The sequence below is a fragment of the Bradyrhizobium sp. 482_C4_N1_8 genome, assembly GCF_052075965.1.
Taxonomy (GTDB): domain Bacteria; phylum Pseudomonadota; class Alphaproteobacteria; order Rhizobiales; family Xanthobacteraceae; genus Bradyrhizobium; species Bradyrhizobium barranii.
Map to the genome: position 1 here is coordinate 4,014,301 of NZ_CP197231.1, position 21,694 is coordinate 4,035,994.

Annotated in this window: 18 protein-coding genes; 10 read left to right on the forward strand and 8 right to left on the reverse strand. The window is 65.3% G+C overall.

The genetic code is table 11. From position 1 onward, the window contains the following. Positions 1 to 93 precede the first annotated feature (93 nt). Both AB7Z56_RS19075 and parC read left to right on the forward strand, forming a co-directional pair. Complete coding sequence (locus AB7Z56_RS19075; RefSeq protein WP_441256397.1) at positions 94 to 372, forward strand: hypothetical protein; 279 nt, start codon at positions 94 to 96, stop codon at positions 370 to 372. A gap of 60 nt (positions 373 to 432) precedes the next feature. Continuing rightward, on the forward strand, positions 433 to 2,691 hold the full coding sequence (gene parC, locus AB7Z56_RS19080) for a DNA topoisomerase IV subunit A (RefSeq protein WP_283016765.1): 2,259 nt from the start codon (positions 433 to 435) through the stop codon (positions 2,689 to 2,691). Positions 2,692 to 2,782: 91 nt separating this feature from the next. Here the strand turns inward: parC and AB7Z56_RS19085 are convergent, their stop codons facing one another. Next, positions 2,783 to 3,958: an IS481 family transposase gene (locus AB7Z56_RS19085; protein ID WP_283016764.1), complete on the reverse strand. Its 1,176-nt coding sequence runs from the start codon at positions 3,956 to 3,958 to the stop codon at positions 2,783 to 2,785. Positions 3,959 to 4,260: 302 nt separating this feature from the next. Here AB7Z56_RS19085 and AB7Z56_RS19090 point away from each other — a divergent pair, with 302 nt between their 5' ends. Both AB7Z56_RS19090 and AB7Z56_RS19095 read left to right on the forward strand, forming a co-directional pair. Continuing rightward, positions 4,261 to 5,811 carry an ABC transporter substrate-binding protein gene (locus AB7Z56_RS19090; protein ID WP_283016763.1) on the forward strand — a complete coding sequence of 517 codons (1,551 nt, stop codon included), beginning with the start codon at positions 4,261 to 4,263 and terminating at the stop codon, positions 5,809 to 5,811. Between the two features lie 4 nt (positions 5,812 to 5,815). Further along, positions 5,816 to 7,360 (forward strand): GMC family oxidoreductase, encoded by a 1,545-nt coding sequence (locus tag AB7Z56_RS19095; protein WP_283016762.1) that lies wholly within the window; start codon positions 5,816 to 5,818, stop codon positions 7,358 to 7,360. Positions 7,361 to 7,362: 2 nt separating this feature from the next. Here the strand turns inward: AB7Z56_RS19095 and AB7Z56_RS19100 are convergent, their stop codons facing one another. Continuing rightward, complete coding sequence (locus AB7Z56_RS19100) at positions 7,363 to 8,094, reverse strand: outer membrane protein (RefSeq protein ID WP_283016761.1); 732 nt, start codon at positions 8,092 to 8,094, stop codon at positions 7,363 to 7,365. Between the two features lie 356 nt (positions 8,095 to 8,450). Here AB7Z56_RS19100 and AB7Z56_RS19105 point away from each other — a divergent pair, with 356 nt between their 5' ends. Beyond that, complete coding sequence (locus AB7Z56_RS19105) at positions 8,451 to 10,076, forward strand: hypothetical protein (protein WP_283016760.1); 1,626 nt, start codon at positions 8,451 to 8,453, stop codon at positions 10,074 to 10,076. On the opposite strand, the gene chrA is transcribed toward AB7Z56_RS19105, so the two are convergent. Continuing rightward, positions 10,073 to 11,458 (reverse strand): chromate efflux transporter, encoded by a 1,386-nt coding sequence (gene chrA / locus AB7Z56_RS19110; RefSeq protein ID WP_283016759.1) that lies wholly within the window; start codon positions 11,456 to 11,458, stop codon positions 10,073 to 10,075. The two genes, AB7Z56_RS19105 and chrA, sit on opposite strands and share 4 nt — an antisense overlap. Further along, positions 11,458 to 12,276 (reverse strand): chromate resistance protein ChrB domain-containing protein, encoded by an 819-nt coding sequence (locus tag AB7Z56_RS19115; protein WP_283016758.1) that lies wholly within the window; start codon positions 12,274 to 12,276, stop codon positions 11,458 to 11,460. Before AB7Z56_RS19115 ends, chrA begins: the two co-directional genes overlap by 1 nt. Positions 12,277 to 12,470: 194 nt before the next feature. Here AB7Z56_RS19115 and dmeF point away from each other — a divergent pair, with 194 nt between their 5' ends. From dmeF to AB7Z56_RS19130, 3 genes are all read left to right on the forward strand, one after another. Continuing rightward, entirely contained in the window at positions 12,471 to 13,445 is a 975-nt protein-coding gene (dmeF, locus tag AB7Z56_RS19120; protein ID WP_283016757.1) for a CDF family Co(II)/Ni(II) efflux transporter DmeF, read from the forward strand. 86 nt (positions 13,446 to 13,531) lie between these two features. Continuing rightward, positions 13,532 to 14,365, forward strand: coding sequence for an N-acyl homoserine lactonase family protein (locus AB7Z56_RS19125; protein ID WP_283016756.1), 834 nt, complete (start codon positions 13,532 to 13,534; stop codon positions 14,363 to 14,365). An 81-nt stretch (positions 14,366 to 14,446) separates the two neighbouring features. Further along, entirely contained in the window at positions 14,447 to 15,325 is an 879-nt protein-coding gene (locus tag AB7Z56_RS19130) for a DMT family transporter (RefSeq protein WP_354132553.1), read from the forward strand. Here the strand turns inward: AB7Z56_RS19130 and AB7Z56_RS19135 are convergent. Beyond that, a complete protein-coding gene (locus AB7Z56_RS19135) occupies positions 15,322 to 15,513 on the reverse strand; it encodes a hypothetical protein (RefSeq protein WP_071913207.1) in 192 nt (63 codons plus the stop codon). The genes AB7Z56_RS19130 and AB7Z56_RS19135 overlap by 4 nt on opposite strands. A 31-nt stretch (positions 15,514 to 15,544) precedes the next feature. After that, complete coding sequence (locus AB7Z56_RS19140; RefSeq protein WP_283018885.1) at positions 15,545 to 16,702, reverse strand: MFS transporter; 1,158 nt, start codon at positions 16,700 to 16,702, stop codon at positions 15,545 to 15,547. A 175-nt stretch (positions 16,703 to 16,877) separates the two neighbouring features. Between AB7Z56_RS19140 and AB7Z56_RS19145 the strand changes: the two genes are divergently transcribed. Continuing rightward, a complete protein-coding gene (locus AB7Z56_RS19145) occupies positions 16,878 to 18,137 on the forward strand; it encodes an adenylate/guanylate cyclase domain-containing protein (protein ID WP_063982846.1) in 1,260 nt (419 codons plus the stop codon). Here AB7Z56_RS19145 and AB7Z56_RS19150 read toward each other — a convergent pair. Continuing rightward, positions 18,134 to 18,697, reverse strand: coding sequence for a pyridoxamine 5'-phosphate oxidase family protein (locus AB7Z56_RS19150; RefSeq protein ID WP_441256398.1), 564 nt, complete (start codon positions 18,695 to 18,697; stop codon positions 18,134 to 18,136). The genes AB7Z56_RS19145 and AB7Z56_RS19150 overlap by 4 nt on opposite strands. Before the next feature lie 161 nt (positions 18,698 to 18,858). On the opposite strand from AB7Z56_RS19150, the gene pdxR reads away from it, so the two are divergent. After that, positions 18,859 to 20,343, forward strand: coding sequence for a MocR-like pyridoxine biosynthesis transcription factor PdxR (gene pdxR / locus AB7Z56_RS19155; protein ID WP_283016754.1), 1,485 nt, complete (start codon positions 18,859 to 18,861; stop codon positions 20,341 to 20,343). Here the strand turns inward: pdxR and AB7Z56_RS19160 are convergent. Next, positions 20,340 to 21,584, reverse strand: a complete 1,245-nt coding sequence (locus AB7Z56_RS19160) for an MFS transporter (protein ID WP_135215699.1) — start codon at positions 21,582 to 21,584, stop codon at positions 20,340 to 20,342. The genes pdxR and AB7Z56_RS19160 overlap by 4 nt on opposite strands. Between the last annotated feature and the right edge of the window lie 110 nt (positions 21,585 to 21,694).

Sequence of the window (21,694 nt, forward strand, 5' to 3'; positions counted from 1 at the left end):
TCTGCCCTGTCGCCAGACATGGAAGTTCCCCGGGAACGAAATCCGCCTGGTCGAATTGGCCCTCGCAGGGTTCCACAACGGGGACAGCCAAAAATGTTGATCAAGGGATTCGCCGTGTCGGCGGCGTTGCTTGCGTTCGCGCCTGACCCCGCGGCTGGCGAGCCGCAACTGGGTGTCTTTCGCCGGGCATCCTGCACCGTGATCCGGTATTACGTGGCGAAATATTCCGCTGCGGCCGCAGAGAGTTGGGCGCGGTCCAAGGGGGCAACGGAGGCCGAAATCGAAGTCGCCCGGCGTTGCCTGACCAATGCGCCGGTCACCGCGCAAGCCAAGACCCAGCAGCCAGTGACCGCCGGCTGGGCAGGGCAATAGCCGCCCACAGGGAACCAATCGATCCTTGCCCGATTCGTTTCCACGGTTTAACCGGGCGGCATGGGAAAACGATTGATTCCGCCGGAGGAACCGGCCGAAATTCACGAGGTGCCGCTGCGTGAGGCGCTGGAAGAGCGCTATCTCGCCTATGCGCTCTCCACCATCATGCACCGTGCGCTGCCGGATGCGCGCGACGGTCTGAAGCCGGTGCACCGGCGCATCCTCTACGGCATGCGCTTGCTCCGGCTCGACCCCGGCACGGCGTTCAAGAAATCCGCCAAGATCGTCGGCGACGTGATGGGCTCGTTCCATCCGCATGGCGACCAGGCGATCTATGACGCCATGGTACGCCTCGCGCAGGATTTCTCCTCGCGCTACCCGCTGGTCGACGGCCAAGGCAATTTTGGCAATATCGACGGCGATAACCCGGCTGCCTATCGCTACACCGAAGCGCGCATGACCGACGTGGCGCGGCTTCTGCTCGAGGGCATCGACGAGGACGGCGTCGAGTTCCGGCCCAACTACGACGGCCAGTCGAAAGAGCCGGTCGTGCTGCCCGGCGGCTTTCCGAACCTGCTTGCCAACGGCGCGCAAGGCATCGCGGTCGGCATGGCGACCTCGATCCCGCCGCACAACGCGGCCGAGCTCTGCGACGCCGCGCTGCACCTGATCGAGAAGCCCGACGCGAAATCCAAGGCGCTGCTGAAGTGGGTCAAGGGCCCGGATTTCCCGACCGGCGGCATCTGCGTCGATTCCAAGCAGGCGATCGCTGAAGCCTATACGACCGGTCGCGGCTCGTTCCGTGTTCGCGCTCGATGGGAGCAGGAAGAGGGTACGCGAGGCACCTGGGTCGTCGTCGTCACCGAGATTCCCTTCCTGGTGCAGAAGTCGCGCCTGATCGAGAAGGTCGCCGAGCTGCTGGACCAGAAGAAGCTGCCGCTGGTCGGCGACATCAGGGACGAGTCGGCCGAAGACGTCCGCATCGTGATCGAGCCGAAGTCGAAGAACGTCGATCCCGCCCTGATGATGGAATCGTTGTTCCGGCTGACCGAGCTCGAAAACAAGATTCCGCTGAACCTCAACGTGCTGATCAAGGGCCGCATCCCCAAGGTCGTCGGGCTCGCGGAGTGCTTGCGCGAATGGCTCGACCATCTGCGCGACGTCCTGATCCGCCGGACCAACTTCCGCAAGGCGCAGATCGAGAACCGGCTCGAAGTTCTGGGCGGTTTGTTGATCGCGTACTTGAACCTCGACGAGGTGATCAGGATCATCCGCACCGTGGACGAGCCGAAGCCGGCGCTGATCAAGGCGTTCAAGCTTACCGAGGTGCAGGCCGAGGCCATCCTCAACATGCGCCTGCGTAGCTTGCGCAAGCTCGAGGAAATGGAGATCCGCACCGAGGAAAAGAACCTCCGCGCCGAGCTCAAGGGCATCAACGCGGTGCTCGCCTCGGAGCCGGAGCAGTGGAAGAAGGTCGGCGAGCAGGTCGGCAAGGTCCGCGACATGTTTGGACCGAAGACGCCGCTCGGCAAGCGCCGCACCACCTTTGCGGATGCGCCCGAGCACGACCTCGCCGCAATGGAAGAAGCCCTCGTCGAGCGCGAGCCGGTGACGGTCGTGGTCTCCGACAAGGGCTGGATCCGCACCATGAAGGGCCATGTCGAGGATCTCTCGGGGCTCGCCTTCAAGCAAGACGACAAGCTCGGTTTTGCCTTCTTCGCGGAGACGACCTCGAAGCTCTTGCTGTTCGCCACCAACGGCAAATTCTACTCGCTCGATGTCGCGAAGCTTCCGGGCGGTCGCGGCCATGGCGAGCCGATCCGTCTGTTCATCGACCTCGAGCAGGAGGCCGCTCCCGTCGCGCTGTTCGTCAACAAGGGCGGGCGTAAATTCCTGGTCGCGAGCCACGAGGGCCAGGGTTTCGTCGTCAACGAGGACGATTGCGTCGGCACCACCAAGAAAGGCAAGCAGGTCCTCAACGTCGACATGCCGAACGAGGCGCGCACGGTCACCGAGGTGATCGGCGACACCGTCGCGGTCATCGGCGAGAACCGCAAGATGCTGGTCTTCCCGCTCGACCAGGTGCCGGAGATGGCCCGCGGTCGCGGCGTGCGCCTGCAGAAGTACAAGGACGGCGGCCTGTCCGACGTCGCCGTGTTCGAGGCCAAGGCGGGCCTGACCTGGAAGGACTCCGCTGGCCGCGAATTCTCCGCGACCATGAAGGAGCTTGCGGAGTGGCAAGGCACCCGCGCGGATGCCGGCCGCCTGCCGCCGAAGGGTTTCCCGAAGTCGAACAAGTTCGGCAAGGTGATCGGGTAAGCAGGCTCGTGTCCCGGATGCGCTGCAGCGTGAAACGCTGCTGCGCAGAGCCGGGACGCCACAACACAGGTGTCATGCCCCGGCTTGATGTTTAGTCCGGAGACATGGCTGACACCTGTTCGGACACATCACTGACAGGTTGGCCATTGGTCAAGTCGATCGATGCGACCTGCCAGCTGGCGAAGAAGATTCCGTAGTGGCCGTCACGATCCAGCGGCCGGATGGCAAGGCGTTCGCGGGCGAAGGCCTGGGGAACTTTCCAGAAGTGTCCCTTGAAGGAGATGTAGGGTCTTGTCGATGAGACCCTGCGCACGATCTCGCCGCTGTCGTATTCGATGTTCGGAACGCGGGCCGGCATGGGGCGAGCACTTGGCCGGAAGCGATCGGCAGGGACCTGCATATCGAGGCCTTGGTGAGGCCGCTCCAGATTGTAGACCGGCCGCCAGGCGTCGAAGGCGCGCTGGACTTCCGGCAGAGTGCGGAAACGGCGCATTGCAAACACCTCGGCCTTCAGGGTGCGATGGAAGCGTTCGTTCTTGCCGCGGGCCTGTGGGTGGCATGGCCTGGCGTGCACCACCCTGACGCCAAGCTTGAGCAGCCACACCTTCAGTCCGGTCCAACGAATGCCGGACGTATCGCCCCAGGGTGAGCCATTGTCGGTGTAGAACGCCTCCGGCAGGCCATAGCAGCGGAACGTCGTCGACAAGTGATTCTGCACGGTGAGGCGCTGCTCGTCGGCACATGCCTTCAGGCACAGCACGTAGCGCGAGTGATCGTCGACGATCGTTAGCGGATGGCACCGCGTCCCATTGGCGAGCGGCAGGTGACCCTTGAAGTCCATCTGCCACAGCAGGTTGGGAGCTTCCTTCTCGAACCGGTGGCCCGGATTGGGCGGCGCATTCTCACTCGGTTTGATCCGGCCGTTCCGACACAGGATCTGGTGCACCGTTGATGGCACAGGCACCGTCTGCCCGCCCCGCTTCAGGCAATGGGCAATCTTCCGTGCTCCCCAAGCCGGATGCTTGTCGCGTACAGCCAGGACTTCTGCTTCGACCGCAGCCTCACTCCGCTTGGGCATCGCATGCGGGCGCCGGGAACAGTCGGCCAGCTCCCGATCGCCGGCCTGCCAGCGCGCCAGCCACTTGTAGCCGACGTCAGGACTGATGTTGAACCGACGGCACAGTTCGCGCCGGTTGGCGCCCTCCTGCAAAGCCAGCCGCACAAACTCGTGGCGCTGATCCATCACTGACACCTCGCTCCAAGGCATGGACGGCCTCCCGAATCGGACCAATCCAGCCAATGTTGATGTGTCAGCTATGTCTCCGAACACCCGTCAGTGATCTGTCCGGGCTAAACACTTGACCGGGGCATCCAGTACGCCGCGGCTTCTCGGTTTCATCACGCCCCTCTCCGGAATACTGGATCGCCTGCATTCGCGGGCGATGACAGCGAGTGTGGCGCAAACGCTTGGCAGATAGGCGTGAGCGCATAAGTGCCTGCGTCGATCGGGCACGAACATTGCTTTTTCTTTGCCTGCAAATGAACTCTCAAGAAGAAGCAAAAGGCACAATGTTCAAACTGAAGGCTTTTATTCCGGCGCTGTTCGGCCTCGCGCTGGTCGCGGCGCCCGCGCATGCGGCGGGCAATCTCGTTGCAGTGCTCGAGGCGGAGATCGTCACGCTCGATCCGCATTTTTCCACGGCCTACATTTCGCGCACGTTTGGCTACATGGTGTTCGACACGCTCTTTGCGAAAGACTCCAAGGGCGACATCAAGCCGCAGATGGTGCAGGACTGGAAAGTCTCATCCGACGGATTGACCTATACGTTCACGCTGCGCGACGGCCTGAAATGGCATGACGGCCAGCCGGTCACGGCGGCCGATTGCATGGCGTCGCTGCGCCGCTGGGGCACCCGCAGCGCTCTCGGCCGTCGGATCTTCGCGATCACAGCCTCGCTCGAGCCGACGGATGCGAAAACCTTCGTGCTGACGCTGAAGGAGCCGTCCGGCCTCGTGATCGATGCGCTCGGCAATCCCGTCAGCCCCGTCGCCTTCATCATGCCCGAGCGCATCGCGAAAACACCCGGCGACCAGCGCATCACGGAGATCATTGGCTCCGGCCCGTTCGTCTACAGCAAGGCCGATCACCGCACCGGCGATCGTATGATCCTGAAGAAATTCGCCGACTATGTGCCGCGCCCCGAGCCCGCCGATTTCCTCGCCGGCGGCAAGCGCGTCGGCATCGACACGCTCGAGATCCGCGTCATCCCTGATGGTGCGACCGCCGCGTCCGCGCTGCAGGCCGGGGAGGTCGACTTCATGCAATATGCGCCGTTCGATCTGTTGCCGCAGCTGGAAAAGAATTCCCGCGTCAAGCTGGTCAATTTCACCGGCGGCAACATGTTCGCCGGCGCCTATCGTCTCAACGCCGCATCGAAGCCGTTTGATGATCCGGAAATTCGCCGCGTGCTGTGGAAGCTGGTCGACCAGCGCGAGGTGCTGGATGCGCTCGGGCTCGATGCCAAATACGCCGCTCCCTGCGCGACGTTCTTCACCTGCGGCACCACCTATGAGAGCAAGGCGGGCACGGAAGCGGCCGCGAAGACGTCGATTGAAGCCGCGAAAGCCGCGTTGAAGGCGACCAAATATGCCGGCGAGCCCGTGGTCGTCATGGAAGCCAACGACCTCGAAGCCCCGCGCGTCTCGGCGCAGGTGCTGGCTGAGCGGCTGAAGCAGGCCGGGTTCAACGTCGATCTCCAGGTGATGGACTGGGCGAGCGTGCTGGCGCGCCGCGCCAAGAGGGAGGGCTGGAGCGTCTATGGCGTCCACGCCGGCGGTTTTGATCTGGGCTCGCCGCTGACCAACGTCATGGTCGCCTTCAACTGCGCCGACTTCACCGGCTGGCAATGCGATGCGCGCATCACACCCTTGATGGAGGCCTTCGCCAAGGCGCCTGCCGAGGAGGATCGCAAGAAGATCGCCGGCGAGATTCAGAGCGTCATGTACGATCAGGCGCCCGCGATCCCGTGGGGCCAGTTCGCGCAGCCGGCGGCCTATCGCGCCACGCTGCGCGGTCTGATACCGTCCGCCATCCCGGTGTTCTGGAACGTTGAGAAGTAACGCGATGTACGATGTCATTGTTGTCGGCGGCGGCTCCGCCGGCGCCGCTGTTGCGGCACGGCTTTCCGAGGATCCCGCACGGCGTGTCCTGCTGCTCGAGGCGGGGCTGGACTGGCGCGCCGACGAGGCGCCCTGGGAGGTGATGACGCCAAATCCGATCCCGATCATCCACAAGCGTGAGTACCAGGAGAAATGGCAATGGCCTGATCTCCTGACGCGCCGGGTGGCCGGGCAGGAGCCGCGCTTCTACTGGCGCGGCAAGGGGCTTGGCGGCTCATCGATGATGAACGGCCAGATTGCCATCCGCGGCGTCGCCGACGCGTTCGACGAATGGGCAGCCAATGGCTGCACCGGCTGGTCGGCCAAGGACGTGATGCCGCTGTTCTCGGTGATCGAGGATGATTTGGAATTTGGTGACGCCCCGGGCCATGGAAGCGGCGGACCGCTGCCGGTCTATCGCGCTCCGCCCGAGAAGTGGGGCCCGATCGACCGCGGCCTCCGCGATGCGGCGCTGGCGAGCGGCTATCCCTGGTGCGCCGACCTCAACGGTCCTGATGGCGAGGGCGTCGCCTGCTATCCCATCAACAGCCGGGACAGCCGCCGCATCACGACCAACGAGGGTTATCTCGAGCCGGCGCGCGGCCGTGCCAATCTCGAGATTCGCGGGCACGCGCTGGTCGATCGCGTGCTGATCAGCGACGGCCGGGCGACCGGCCTTCGTGTTCACTTCGAAGGGCAGGGCACCCACGAGATCAGCGCGCGCCAGATCGTGCTCTGCGCCGGCGCCATCCACAGTCCGGCGATCCTGCTGCGTTCTGGCATCGGACCGGCGGATGAGCTGAAGGCGATGGGGATCGCGGTCGAGCGCGATCTGCCGGTCGGCCGCCACTTCTTCGACCACCCGTTGTTTCGCGTCACGGTCCAGCTCCACGAAAATCTGCGGCCGACCGATCCGGACACCCGCCACACCAATTGCTGCGTGACCTATTCCTCCGGCCTCGCCGATGGCGGCAAGCGCGACATGATCCTGATCGCGTTCAACCACCGCGGCATCGGCGTGCCTGGAGCGATCGGCGCCGGCCTGTTCAACGCCTATTCGCGCGGCACGCTCAAGCTGGCCTCGACCGATCCGGCGATCGATCCCATCGTCGAGGAGAACATGCTTGCCGATCCCCGCGACATGCTGCGCATGATGGACGCGGTGAAACGGCTGGCCGTGATCACCTCGCAGCCGGCGCTTTCAGGCATTGCCGATTGGATCAGGCTGACCGACACCGATCTGACGCTGCCGCAAGCTGCGGCCTTGCCGGATCACGAGCTCGATGCGCTGCTGCGCCGCGAGACCGGAGACATCCAGCATGCCGCCGGCAGTTGCCGCATGAGCGGCGTTAACGACGCTGACGGCGTGGTCAACCCTGATGGCACGGTGAAGGGCATAAGCGGCCTGCGCGTGGCCGACGCCTCGATCATGCCGTCCGACTGCCGCGCCAATACCCACTTCACGACGGTGGTGATCGGCGAGGCGATTGCGCGGATGATGATGCGTTAGCGCTAGAAGTGATAGTTCACGCCTGCCGTCACGGCGTGAATGCGATCCTTCAGGCTGAAGATGTTGACGGTCGTGCCGGCCCCATTGCTCAGCAACGCGCTGTGGTCGCCGAAGTCGTAATAGTCGTACTCGAAAACCGCGGACCAGTGCGGCGCGAACGCCCAGTCGACGCCGGTGCCGGCGGTCCAGCCGGTTCGGGTGCTGGCTCCGCTGGGATTGACGGGGACGCCACCAGCGGGCGTGAAGGCATCGTCAAGCTTTTCACGCGTCCAGGCGCCGCCGCCCCGGACGAACACCAGCCAGCGATCAGCGAACGCGTAGCCGAGCCGCGCGGTGGCCGAGGCCAGGAAGTCGTTGCTCATCGTGAACTGGCTGGGGACGACGACGCCGGTCACGAGGTTTCTGACGGTGCCGGCGTGCGAGTTGCGGAGGCTGCTCCAGGCAGCACGGCCTTCGGCACCCACGACCCATCTGGTCGCGAATTGATAGTCGCAGCCGACCTGTCCGCCCCCAACGAAGCCTGTTGAACTGAAGGAGACAGAGTTTCCAAGCGAGTTGGTGGTCCGGTCGTCGCTGACGACACCGCCGACGTGTGCGCCGACGTAGCAACCGGTCCAGGTGAAGGGGATAGGCGCGAGGGGAGGTGCCTTCACCGCCAGATCAGCCGCCAAGGCCGCGCTGGAAAATCCCAATGCCAAAAGCCCGCCCACCCAAGCGACCGCGAAACGCCCCATGTCAGTCCCCATTCCCGCCTGCGACAACTTGGCACATGTCTGCCAGAAATGCCGCTGCTCGGGAAAGTGCAATTCGCATGATGTGCACAATTTGGGGTAGAGCCGTGGCGCAAATGTCACGCTCGGATCCGATGCACGCGGCGAGCATGACGGCTCGTTGACGTCGATGCTGATTTTACCTGGTGCCATCGAAGGTGAACCACTTCACAGCGGTCACAGCGGGGTCGTGCTAGCATTCGACAGTGCTGGCTGACCCAGCACCATGGCCGGAGTTCGGCTCAAATTACGCCATGCCCGATAAGCGCTGGCGGTTCGCATTTTCAGACGCTGTTCCCGCAATGAAGGGAGGTCTGGCAATGAGCGACACTCCAAAACCCGTGCCCGCCGACGAGTCGGCTCAGGCGGACCTTGCAGAGTCTGAAGCTCCGGCGCCCGCATCCGGATTCGCCAAACGGCTGGAATCGTTCTTCGAGGTGATTCCATTTCTTGGCGGCGTTTTCATCGTGGTCCTCAGCGTGGAGCCGCTCCGCAATTTCATCTGGGACTCACGCCAGGTGATCATCCCGATCGTGGTGTTCGCCGCTGTCGTCATCCCGACGATCTTGCTGATGCCGATCGGGCAGCGATGGCTGAGAGAGAGCAAGGCGTCCACACGAGCGGGGCTCTTCATATTCTTCATGCTGGTGCTGGTGTCGATCGTGGCCATTGTTGCCTCGCTCGGCAAATTCTACCAGTACACGGTGCTGCGCGGCGTGTTCCTGGCCGTGGTGTGCCTGCTGCCCGGCGCAATGTGGTATCTCTTCGTCGGAACGCGCAAGGCGAGCCTGCTGAACGAATACCTGGTCAATCTCGATCGTCTGGGGCTGTTGCGCCAGGTGCGGAACGAGGATGCGGCGATCCGGGGACGTCGCGTTCAGGGGTATCTTCAGAAGTTCGAAGCCATCTATGGCGAGCTTGCGCCGAACGTCTATGCGGATGTGCTGAGCGGCCGTCTCGGCAAATATTCAAGGGCGGATACCGGCGGCGTGACGACACTCTCGACTGCGACGGTCCCGGTCTTGCTCGCCACGGTGCTGATTTCGCTCGGCTGGTTTGTCACGCTGCCGCCGTATCAGGCCGACGTTGTCTTCACCGTGAGTCCGGGCGTGCAGGCGCTGACGCCGTCGGGCACGCCGGTCCAGCTCGCGTTCCTCGGCGCCTATTTCTTCTCGCTCCAGATGCTGTTTCGCCGCTACGTCCTGGAGGATCTCGGTGGCAGCGCCTATGTCGCGGTGTCGCTGCGCATCATTCTGGCCGTCATCGGGATCTGGACCTTCACGGCTGTGTCTAGCGCGAACGACCATCTGCTTCTGCTCGCCGGCTTCGTCTTCGGCGTATTCCCGCGCGTGCTCTGGCAGGTCGTGGAGCAGATGTTCAAGAAGGCGGCGGGCCTCATCTTGCCGAGCATGGTCTCGCAATTGCCGATCAGCGATCTCGATGGTCTCACCGTCTGGCACGAGGTCAGGCTCGAGGAGGAGGACATCGAGAACGTCCCGAATATGGCGACTGCCGACATCGTCGAGCTCTTGCTCAACACGCGCCTTCCGCCGGAGCGGATCATCGACTGGACCGACCAGGCCATCCTCTACACGCAGCTTGGGCCGCAGCCCAAGCCGAAGGAAGGAGGCAGCGCACGCGAAAAGCTACGCACGCACGGTATCCGCACGGCGAGCTCGCTGCTGTGGGCTTCGTGGCAGGCGCGACTCCAGGGAAGGTCCGAGGAGTTCGATCGGATTTTGCAGGGGGCCGATGGCGCCAGCGCGATGCCGGCGCTGGAGGACTCGCTCCGCACCAATTCGAATCTCGATCTGATCGAGCAGTGGCGCGGCACCTGCGATGCCGCGCAGCGTCCCTCGGCGCAGCCGGGCGCGGAGCAACCGTCGCGCCTGCTCGAGCCGCGCGACGGAGAGTTCGACCCCGGTCGTGCGGCTGCCGCGGCCTAGATCAGGCCCACCAGCCTTAGCACCACACCCACGGCGCAGCTGCCGGCGAGCACGGTGAGCATGCCGAGCTTGAAGCGGAAGATCGCGGTCGCGGCCGCGATCGACAGCAGCAGCGCCGGGACGTCAACGCTCGTCAGCACCGGCCTGTCGAAGGACAGCGGGAAGGCGTGCACCGGCACGGTCTCGCGGAACAGCGTGTGCAGCGCGAACCAGATCGAGAGGTTAAGGATCACGCCGACGACGGCGGCGGTGATCGCGCTGAGTGCACCGGCGAGGCCCGTGTTACCGCGCAGGCGCTCGATATAGGGGGCGCCGACGAAGATCCAGAGGAAGCAGGGCGTGAACGTGACCCAGGTCGCAAGCAATCCGCCAAGCGTCGCTGCAAGCATCGGCGACAGGCCGCTTGGATCGCGATAGGCGGCCATGAAGCCAACGAACTGAAGCACCATGATCAACGGGCCGGGCGTGGTCTCGGCCATGCCGAGACCGTCGAGCATCTCGTGCGGCTTCAGCCAGTGATAATGCTCGACTGCCTGTTGCGCAACATATGCCAGCACCGCATAAGCGCCGCCGAACGTGACCAGCGCCATCTTCGAGAAGAACAGCGCGATCTGGCTGAACACGCTGGCTTGACCAAGAATCAAAAGCAGCGCGATCACCGGCACCAGCCAGAGCGCGAGCCAGAGCGCACCGACGCGGATCGCGCGCGCGGTGTTGGGGCGCACATGCTCGGGAACGGCTTCGCCGAGCATGCTGTCGATCACGGCGGTGCTGCCGCCGGGACCGTGAGCCGCCGGGGCAAACTCCGGACGGCCGGCCCGCGCGCCGACATATCCGATCACGCCGGCGGCGATGATGATGATCGGGAAGGGGACCGCGAAGAAGAAGATCGCGACGAAGGCGATTGCGGCGAGCCCAATCATGATGCGGTTCTTAAGCGCGCGCTTGCCGACGCGCACCACAGCCTCGAGGACGATGGTGAGCACGGCGGCCTTGAGCCCAAAGAACAGCGCCTCGACGAAGCTGACATTGCCGAAAGCCGCGTAGATGTAGCTGAGGCCCATGATCGCGATGATGCCGGGCAGGACGAAGAGCCCGCCCGCCATCAGCCCGCCGGCGGTGCGATGCATCAGCCAGCCGACATAGGTGGCCAGCTGCTGCGCCTCCGGTCCCGGCAAGAGCATGCAGTAGTTCAGCGCATGCAGGAATCGGCCTTCGGAGATCCAGTTCTTCTCCTCGACCAGGATGCGATGCATCACCGCGATCTGGCCCGCGGGGCCGCCGAAGCTCAGGCAGGCGACGCGGAGCCAGACACGGAAGGCTTCGCCGAAGCTGATGCCGTGACCGGCATCAGCTTCCGTTGGATTGGCGCGGGTGTCCATCACGCCTTCACCTTGTTGGTCGGCCAGTTGTGGGTCTCGGCCGTAGCGTCGCGGCACCAGCGGTAGAAGGCGTCGTAGAGCGTCATGCCGGCTTCGAGCTGCTCGAGATCGTCGTCGTACATCCGCGACAGCCCGAGCGAGGCCGCGAGCAGGCCGGGGGCTTCCGGCGCGAGGTCGGGTCGCGCGGTGTCTGCGCCACGGACCAGCGTGGCAAGCCGCAGCAGGGGCGGTGTTGCAATCCCGAACTCCTCGATCATCACGTCGAAGGTGCAGAGCTCGCCGCGGTGACTCCAGAACACGTTCTCGATGTCGAACGGCGCCGCGTTGAAACGCTCGCCCACGGCGACCACTTCAGAGGGCGCGACGAACAGGAACACCGCGTTGGGATCGACGAAGCGGCGGATCAACCAGGGGCAGGCGATGCGGTCGACCTTCGGCCGGGCCCGCGTCACCCAGACGGTGCGGCCCTTGGCGTCGCGCGGCGGCAGTTTTGCAGCATCGACCAGCGGCAGCTTTGCGTCCTTCCAGCCCTCGAAACCGCCTTCCAGCGTCTCAGCCTGGACCCCTAGCTGCCTGAGCCAGGCCGCCGTGCCCTGCGCGAGCTTTGCGCCGCGCAGGCAGGCGACGATGGCGGAGCGGCCGGAAAATTCGCCGCCCCAGTCCGGAACGTTGCTGTGGCTGAACTTGATCGAGCCGGGGATCAGTCGCGGGTCTGCGGCAAAATCCTCGTCCGTGCGCACGTCAATCAGGGCAGGGGCGTTCGCCGTGCCGATCAGCCGTGCCAATTTTTCAGATGATATCGTTGTGTAGGAAGACATGATGCGCCCTCGTAAGAACAAACGGGACGCGATACTTGGGCTTGTCGCCTCGTGGGGAGATCGCTCAATCCCCATGAGCGTCATTACAACGAAACCGCCCCGGGCTGTCAATCGGCTCGTTGACTTGATTTTGCCCGGACATTCCGCAGGTCTATATTGCGGGTCAACGGACCGGACCTTTCGGAGACTTTTCGATGCATTCCCATTCGACCGAGCAATGGACCCATGACCACGTCTTTCTGGGCGAGAAGCACGATGAGAACGAGCGGCGCACCTGGCTCGTGGTCGTCCTGACGCTGGTGATGATGGTCGGCGAGATCGTCGCCGGCTCGCTGTTCGGCTCGATGGCGCTGCTTGCCGACGGCTGGCACATGGGCACGCATGCGGCCGCGCTTGGCATTGCTGCTTTCGCCTACCGTTTCGCGCGCCGACACCTGGGGAATGCGCATTTCACCTTCGGCACGGGCAAGTTCGGCGACCTCGCCGCCTTCTCCAGCGCGATCATCCTGGGCCTGATCGCGGTCGAGATCGCCTATGAGAGCGTGCTGCGGCTGTTCACGCCGGTGCCGATCGTCTATGGCGAGGCCATCGCGGTCGCCGCCCTCGGCCTCTGCGTCAACCTCGCCAGCGCGTGGCTGCTGCGCGACAGCCATGATCACCATCATCACGGCCATGACCACGGCCATGACTACGGCCTTGGGCATGCGCATGATGATCACGACGATCACGGTCATCACCACCATCATCACGACAACAATCTTCGTGCGGCCTATGTCCACGTCATGGCCGATGCGGCGACCTCGGTGCTGGCGATCGCAGCGCTGGTGGTCGCGATGTATTCGGGATGGGTCTGGGCCGATCCGGCCGTCGGCCTGATCGGCAGCGCCGTGATCGCGAGCTGGGCGTTCGGCCTGGTCAAGTCATCAGGCGCGGTGCTTCTCGACGTGCGCGCCGACGAGAAGCTCGAACGCACCATCCGCGCCCGCATGGAGGTCGGAGAGGACCGCGTCACCGACCTGCATCTCTGGCAGGTCGGGCCCGGCCATTGCGCCGTGCTGGTCTCGGTGGTGTCGGACAAGCCGAAGCAGCCGGCCGTCTACAAGAAGCGGCTCGCTGGGCTGAAGGGCCTGAGCCACATCACGGTCGAGGTCGAGACCTGTCCGCATTGATGTGATCTGCCGAAACGGAATTCGGCGTCGCGGCCGGGGTTGATCCTCGGTCGCAGCCATACACGGCTCTGCAAGAGGGACCAAGGATGATGCCCAGGATCAAGTTTGCTCTCGCCGTTGCCGCGCTGGCTCTGTCCGGCCACGCGGCCGTTGCGCAGTCCGAGAAATCGGGCGTCGAAAAGCTCTACGTCCTCAATTGCGGGGAGGGCACCGCCGGGGACATCTCGCGCTGGACGCCCGGCCTGAACGAGGGCAAGTCGATGGATTTCGTCGACAGCTGCTATCTCATCAAGCACAGCAGCAAGGGCTGGTTCCTGTGGGACACCGGCATCGCCGATGCCGTCGCCGCCATGCCGAATGGCCTTGTCCCCGCCGATCCCAAGGCCGTCGCCTGGCGCCGGCCGAAGACGTTGGCCGCCCAGCTCGAACAGCTCGGCCTCAAGCCGGATGACGTCAAGGCGATGGCGGTGTCGCATACGCATCCCGACCACACCGGCAATGTCGAGCTGTTCCCGCAGGCCATGCTCTACGTGCAGAAGGCCGAATATGACTGGCCCGGCGCCAACAACGAACCGCGCTTCAAGCCCTCGCATCCGGTCGAGTTGCTCGCGGGTGACAAGGACGTGTTCGGCGACGGCAGCCTGACCATCCTGTCGACGCCCGGCCACACGCCGGGACACCAGTCGCTGCTGGTGAAACTGCCGAAAACCGGCGCGGTGGTGCTGTCGGGCGACGCCGTCCACTTCAAGGACAATTGGGACAACCGCCGCGTCCCCAGCATGAACGCCAACAAGGACCAGAGCGCGGCGTCGATGCAGAAGATCGCCGACACGCTGACCAAGGAGAAGGCGCAGCTCTGGATCAACCACGACAAGGCCCAGCGCGACAGCCAGAAGATGGCGCCTGAGTTTTACGACTAGCGTTTGCGCCGAGGCTGCTGCCATGACGCTGGCAGCAGCAGCGTGCTACGGCCCAGGAAAGCTCCGCGACAGGAGATGATCGTGGGAGAGTGGGCCGGGGTTGCGATCGCGCTGGCGTCGAGCAGCCTCGGCGGCACCGCCGCGGCGATCACCCGCTATCTCGTCGGCGGCGCCGATCCGGTTCTGCTGGCGATCCTGCGCTGGGGGATCGGCTTTCTCTGCCTGTTGCCTTGCGCGCTGCTGCTTGGCGTGCGCTGGCCGCAGCGGCCCGACTGGCCGGCGGTGGCCCTGCTCGGCACCTGCTTCTTCGGCCTGTTCTTCATCCTCTACAATATCGCGGTGTCCTACACGACCGCTGCGCGCGCCAGTCTCGCGCTGGCGACGCTGCCGCTCCACACCATGGTGGTCGGTGCGATCCTCGGCGTCGAGCGGCTCACGGCGCGCAAGATCATCGGCGTCGGCATCGCCGTGCTCGGTGTGACAGCCGCGCTGGCAGCGGGGCTCGCCCAGAGCCCGCCCGGCGCCTGGCGCGGCGAGTTGATCATGACCGGTGCCGTGTTCTGCATGGCGTTCTACAACGTGCTGTCGCGCCCGCTGATGCAGCGCTCAAGCGCATTGGGTTTTCTCACCGTCGGCATGGGCGCGGGCGCCGGCGTGCTGGCGCTGGCGGGGTTCGTGAAGGGTAGCTTTGCGGCGCTCGATCATTTCACGACGGCGCAGTGGATCGCCGGCATCTATCTCGGCATCGGCGGCGGCGCGCTCGCCTTCATCCTCTGGGTGATGGCGCTGGCGCGGGCGACGCCGACCCGCGTTGCCAATACCATGACGGTCAATCCGATTGCCGCGACCTTGCTTGCGGCGCTGCTCATCGGCGAGTCGATCACCGCAAACCTTCTGATCGGGCTGGTTGCTGTGTTCGCCGGCATCTGGATCGCGACCAGCCAGGCGAAGCCGGCCTAGTTGCGCGGCGCCGTGACCGGGGGCGGGCTGGCGTCCGGTGTCTTCTTCGGCTTGAGCGTGCCGGCGTAGAACGAGAGCAGCCAGACCAGGATGATGGCGAGGAGATAGACGCCCCAGGCCTGTGGCGGCGTGGTTGCCCAGCGCAGCAGGCCTTTGAAGGTGCGGGGCGGGCTGTTGTCTTCGCTCATGGCCCGCTTGTGCGCGAAAGGGGCTGCGCGGTCAATCCGGGCGCCGTTCGGCGCGGATCAGGAACAGCGCGGCCAGCGCCGAGAGGCTGAGCGCGGAGGAGACCAACAGCACCTTGGCGCCCATGACGTCGATGAGCAGGCCGAAGGCCAGCGGCGCCACGGCCTGCGCCATCCGTGCCGGCGCGCCGATGATGCCGAGGCGGTAGCCGAAATCCTTCGGACCGAAGATCGACAGCGGCAGCGTGCCGCGCGCGATCGTGAGAATGCCGTTGCCCGAGCCGTGGAGCAGCGCAAACGCGGTTGCGGCGGGCGCGCCGAAGATGGCGACGACGGCGGCGCCGAGGGGGTGGGTGACGCAGGCAAGGCGCGTCGACCACAGCGGATGGAAGCGGCTCAGAAAGCCCGCTTCGAGAATGCGCGCGGCCACCTGTGCCGGGCCGATCAGCGCGCCGGCCGCGATGGCCTCGACATGCGTCGCGCCTGTGGCCTCCAGCAGGCGCGGGAAATGGACGGCCATCGCGCCGGTGACGGTCCAGACCGCCGCGAAGACGAAGGCGAGCAGCACCATGGTTCGGTCGAGCGGCAAATGCGGCTTCTCGGCCGTCGCCGCGGCCTGCCCGGCGCCCTTGATCGCCGGCAGCATGAAGAAGTTCAGGGGCAGGCCGATCAGGAGATTGGCGGCCGCCCAGGCGAAACAGGTCTCCCGCCAGCCGATATGGGACAGGCCCCAGGCGGTGAGGGGCCAGCCGACGGTAGAGGCGAAGCCTGCCATCAGCGTGATGCCGGTGATAGGCCTGCGCGCCTCGGTGCCGTAGATGCGGCTGAGCGCGGCGAAGGCGGCGTCATAGAGCCCCATCGCCATGCCGATGCCGAGCACGAGCCAGGCGAACGCCATCACCGCCAATGAGTGCGAGAGGCCGAGCAGGACGAGACCGGCGGCCATCGTCAGGTTCGAGACCGACAGCACCTGCCGGCCTCCGAACAGATCGATCTGCCGCCCGATGCGAGGGCCGAGCATCGCCGAGATCACGAGCGAGGCCGAGAACGCGCCAAAGATCCAGTTGGAGGAGACGCCGAGGTCGCGCGCCATGGGATCGGCGAGCAGCGCCGGCAGGTAATAGCTGGAAGCCCAGGCCAGGGTCTGCGTGGTGCCGAGCGCCAGGATGATCGGAAGCTGGCGCTGGCTCATCTCGGTGCGATTCTGGTCTCGGTGTGCGGCGGTGTCATCGGTTGCATTTGCGGCCCGCGGCGAGAGTGCGTCAACAGCGTCCGCGACATATTCGATCTGCTGCGGACGGGAGCCTTGGTTGCGCACGGTTCGCGCGTGGCCTTTCGCTCGTCACGAATGCACGCCATAATGGCGCATGCAATTGACCTCGCGCCTCGCGCTGATGAACTGGCTGACCGGCCAAGGGCTGACGGGCTTGCCCGAAAACGAGCTGCTCCGCGGCTTCTGCGAGCGCTGCCGCGCCGAAGGGCTGGAACTCTCGCGCGGGCTCGTCGTGATCGACACGCTGCATCCGATCTATGAGGGCCGCGGCTTCCGCTGGAGCGATCGTCCCAGCAACGAGAGCGACGCGTTCGAATACGGCTCGACCGCCGAAGGCGACGCCGCCAGGAGCTGGCGCCGCTCGGTGTTCTTCCACATGCTCGAGCACGGCAACGACGAGATGGTGATTGATCTCGCCGACGCGCCCTCGATGGATTTCTCGCAGATCGGCGAGCTCGCGGAAAAAGGCCACAAGCACTATCTCGCCTTCGTGCATCGCTTCGGCGAGAACGGCGCGCTCGGCCTGATGGATTGCCTCTATTCCTGCTGGACCACGCGCCGCGACAGCGGCTTCTCCGAACCCGAGCTCGAAGCTCTGCGCGATCTCGTGCCGGTGCTGGGGCTCGCGATCAAGTCGGCGCAGCAGGTCGACATCGCGCGAACCCTCGGCCGCGTCTATCTCGGTCGCGATGCCTCCGCGCAGGTGCTGGGCGGGCGCATCACGCGCGGCGTCACCGAGCGCATCAATGCCGTGCTGTGGTATTCGGATTTGCGCGGCTCGACCGGGATCAGCGAGAGCATCGGCCCCGACGAGATCATCCCGTTCCTCAACGACTATGCGCAGGCCGTGATCGACGCGATCCACGATGCCGGCGGCGACGTGCTGAAGCTGATCGGCGATGGCGTGCTCGCGATGTTCTGGGGAGAGGACATGTCGGATGCGCGACGCGCTGCGCTGCGCGCCGAGCATCTGTTCCGCAAGAACGTCGCTGCGCTGAACAAGCGGCGGGAGGCCGATGGCCGTCCCACGACGTCGGCCTATATCGGCCTGCATGTCGGCGAGGTCTTTTACGGCAATATCGGCAGCGCGGACCGGCTCGACTTCACCGTCGTCGGCCCCACCGTCAACGAGGTCAGTCGCATCGCCTCGATGAGCCGCTCGGTCGACCGCGAGCTGCTGGCCTCGGCCGAGTTCTACAAGGGCCTGGACGCCACTGGCCGCCGCTACCTCGTCTCCACCGGCCGCTACGCGCTGCGTGGCATCGGCCGCGCGCAGGACCTCTACACGCTCGATCCCGAGGTCGATACGAGCGAGCCGGTGACCGGGAGCTACGAGCGGTATCTGGCGAATTAGCGGCGGATCGTAGGGGCCGAGACATTGGGCGTTTTCGTTCGATCCTTGGCGGGCCATTGTTCGGAAAGCGGCGGCATCGAAGTCTCCTTGCCGGTCATGCGCTCAACGGCGACGGCGTAGACGGTGATGATGTCGAGCCGCGGGAAGAACCCCTTCGGTCGCGTCGTATCCGGCTTGCCGTATTTGGCCATCAACGTTTCGCAGAACCGCTGCTTGATGCCCGTGTCGCCCACGACCCGGATGCGGCCGAACAGGCATATGCTTCGATAGGCGAGACCGGAATCGCATTCGAACCGGCCATAGTCGAAGACACCTTCGTGCTCATCGATCTCGATGCAGACGCGGGGATCTCGCTCGATGTTTGCGCGCAGATGTCCCCGGGCGGCCGTCGTGTGCAGATACACCTCACCGTCGAGCCAGCGATAGAGGAGCGGGATACAGTAGGGAAACCCGTCCTCGCTGACTGTCGCAAGATGGCCAGCATATCCGCGTGCCAGCATCTCCAGGATCCGCTCCTGCGACATGGCGCGGTCCTCGCGACGGATTTGCGGTGAACTCATGGTGCAAGACGCTCCGCGCCGCCATCCGAATGAGCGGACATTTCAGGTTTCCTTGTTATCCGAAACAGGATAGAAAAATAGTGGTCTTGAGCAAAGGTCCACTCGGACCTATTGCGGCATACCACTTCTCGACGTGCGGCTCACCTGTCGGACGAGGACCCGTGAAGAGCAGGCAGAGCTGGGCAGAACTCTATTCCTTCAGCGTCGACCGTACGGCGGAGGCGCCGGTATTCCGCCAGATCTACCTCGAGCTACGATCGGCAATTCTGTCCGGAGCGCTTCGTCCGGCGGCCAAGTTGCGCTCGACGCGCGACCTTGCGGCGCAGCTCGGCGTCTCGCGTACCGCAGTTGTTTCGGCTTTCGAGCAGCTGCTAGCCGAAGGTTATGCCTTCGGCAGGACGGGGGCGGGGACTTACGTTGCGTCCGATCTGCCTGAACCGTTTGCCGCGCCTCATGGCCGCAAGACAAGGGCGGCACCGGCCGCGGCAGGCGCGGCCTCCTTTCACGGCCTCGGCGATTTCGTCGATGTGACGACGCAAAATGACGAGCGTCCCTTCAACCTGGGTCGCACGCTGTTGGATGCACGTAGCGCCGAATTGTGGCGCAAACTCACGGCGCGCACGCTGCGATCGTTTGAGCGACATCATCTCGGCTATGGCGATCCGCGTGGCTTGCTGGAGCTGCGCAAGTCGGTTTGCGACTATCTTCGGGCCGCACGCGGCGTGCGCTGCGAGGTCGACCAGATCGTGATCACCGCCGGCACGCAGCAAGCCGTGGACATCGTCGCACGTGTCATGCCCGGGCCGGACAAGGAGGTCTGGATCGAAGACCCCGGCTATACCCTGACCCGCCTTACGCTCGCTGCGTCAGGCGCGAAGGTTTGCGCCATCCCGGTTGACCAGCACGGCGTCAACGTCACGGAAGGGATCCGCCGCGCCCCGAAGGCGCGCGCAGTTTTCATAACGGCCTCGCACCAGTTTCCGACAGGCGTTCCCCTGTCGATGGCGCGCCGCCTCGAACTTCTCGCCTGGGCCCGCGAGTCCGGCGCCTGGATCATCGAGGACGATTACGCCAGCGAATTCCGCTACGGCGGCCGTCCCCTCGCTTCGCTTCAGGGCCTGGATGAGGCCGGCCGTGTCATTTACGTCGGAACTCTCAACAAGGCGCTCTTCCCCGGATTGAGGCTTGGCTACGCCGTGCTACCACACCCGCTGGTGCGGAATTTCGTTGCCGCGCGCTATCTGATCGACCGTCAACCGTCGAGCCTCTGCCAGTCCGTTGCTGCGGCCTTCATGGAAGAGGGGCATTTCGCAGCCCACATCCGCAGAATGCGGGAAGTGTACCGCCGCCAGCGCGATACCCTCGTTGCCGCACTGAGGCGGCGCCTGGGCGACCATTTGTCGGTCGAGCCGCCGGACCAGGGCATGCACCTGGTTGCCTACACGCGACGGGGACTTTCCGACGTGAAGATCGAACGGGCCGCTCGCGAGCACGGCGTCACCGTTCGCGCGATGAGCCGCCACTATATCGAGGCGCCGGCGCAGTCGGCGCTGATGCTGGGCTTTAGCGGCTACCCGCAGCAGACCATTGCGCCGGCGGTCGCCCGACTGGCGCGGGCCATCGCCGCTGATTGCGTACCGGACTAGCACCGCGCTGGCACTTCATCCCCCACCATGGCCGGCTGCCGGTCCAGCGCCACTGCAGGCGACAGCCAGATCACCAGCGCCTGCACGCCGAACACGGCGGCTGCGAGATACAGGCAGGCCTCCGCGCTCCAGAGGCCGCCGACGATCGCGCCAAGCGCCGAGCCGAGCGGGCGGGCGCCGTAGCTCATGATGTTGATGGCGGAGACGCGTCCGAGCAGGCGCGGCGGCGTCACGGACTGGCGCAGGGTCGTGGTCGAAATCACCCACAGGATCGGCCCGACGCCGAGCAGGAAGAAGCTCAAGGCCGCGAGCCAGGGCGAGGGGACCAGCACCGTCAGCGCCATCACCACTGCGGCGACGAAACCCGTGACCGGGCCAAGGCCGACCACCGTGCCGAAGGCGATGCGCTTCATCACGCGCGTGGCGAACAGTGCGCCGATCACCATGCCGACGCCGTACATCGTCAGCACGGTGCCGACGCCTGCGGCGGTCAGGCCGAGATGGCGTACCGCATAGGGCACGAACACGGCGATCTGGAGGAACCAGCCGGTGTTGAAGATGAACTGGGTGATGAACACCGGCCGCAGCAGCGGATGGTGGAACACGAAGGCCGCGCCCTCGCGGATGTCCTGGAACGGATGGCGCCGCGGCGAGGGCGTCCGGGTGGGCTCGTAGATCCCGGAGAGCAGCACGACGGCGATGGCCGAGAGCGCCGCGGCGAAGCCGAAGGCCGGGCTCGCGCCCCACCAGCCGACCAGCGCGCCGCCGAGCGCAGGCCCGCTTGCAAAGGCGATGGTGCGGGCGAGCTCGATGCGGGCATTTGCCGACGGCAACAGCTCCGCGCTCACCAGCGAGGGCACCAGGGCCGGCGCTGCCACGCTGTAGACGACCGTGCCGCATACGGCGGCAAAGCCGAGCAGAGCCAGCAGCGGCAAATTGAGCGCGCCGAGTGTGAGCAGCAGCACGATGGCCGCCAGCGCGACCGCGCGCAGCGCTTCGGCACCCGCCATCAGCGAGCGGCGGGAGATGCGGTCGGCGAGCAGGCCGGCCGGAATGGCGAACAGGACGAAGGGCAGGGTGAGGGCGGTCTGGAGCAGGCCGGTCTGGCCTTCCGCAACACCCAGCGTGAGCACGGCGACGATCGGGGCCGCGGCCAGCGCGATCTGCTCGGCCGATTGCGCCGCCAGGTTGGACCAGGCGAGGCGGTTGAAGGTGTCGGGGAGGCGAAGCGGGTTTGACATGGCGCATTTCCTGCAAAGTCGTGTTGGCGCCAGTATCCGCCCCCGAGGACGGCCAAACCCACCCGCTTCCCGACAGGGAGGCGGATAACCGCCGCGTCGGGACCTCATCG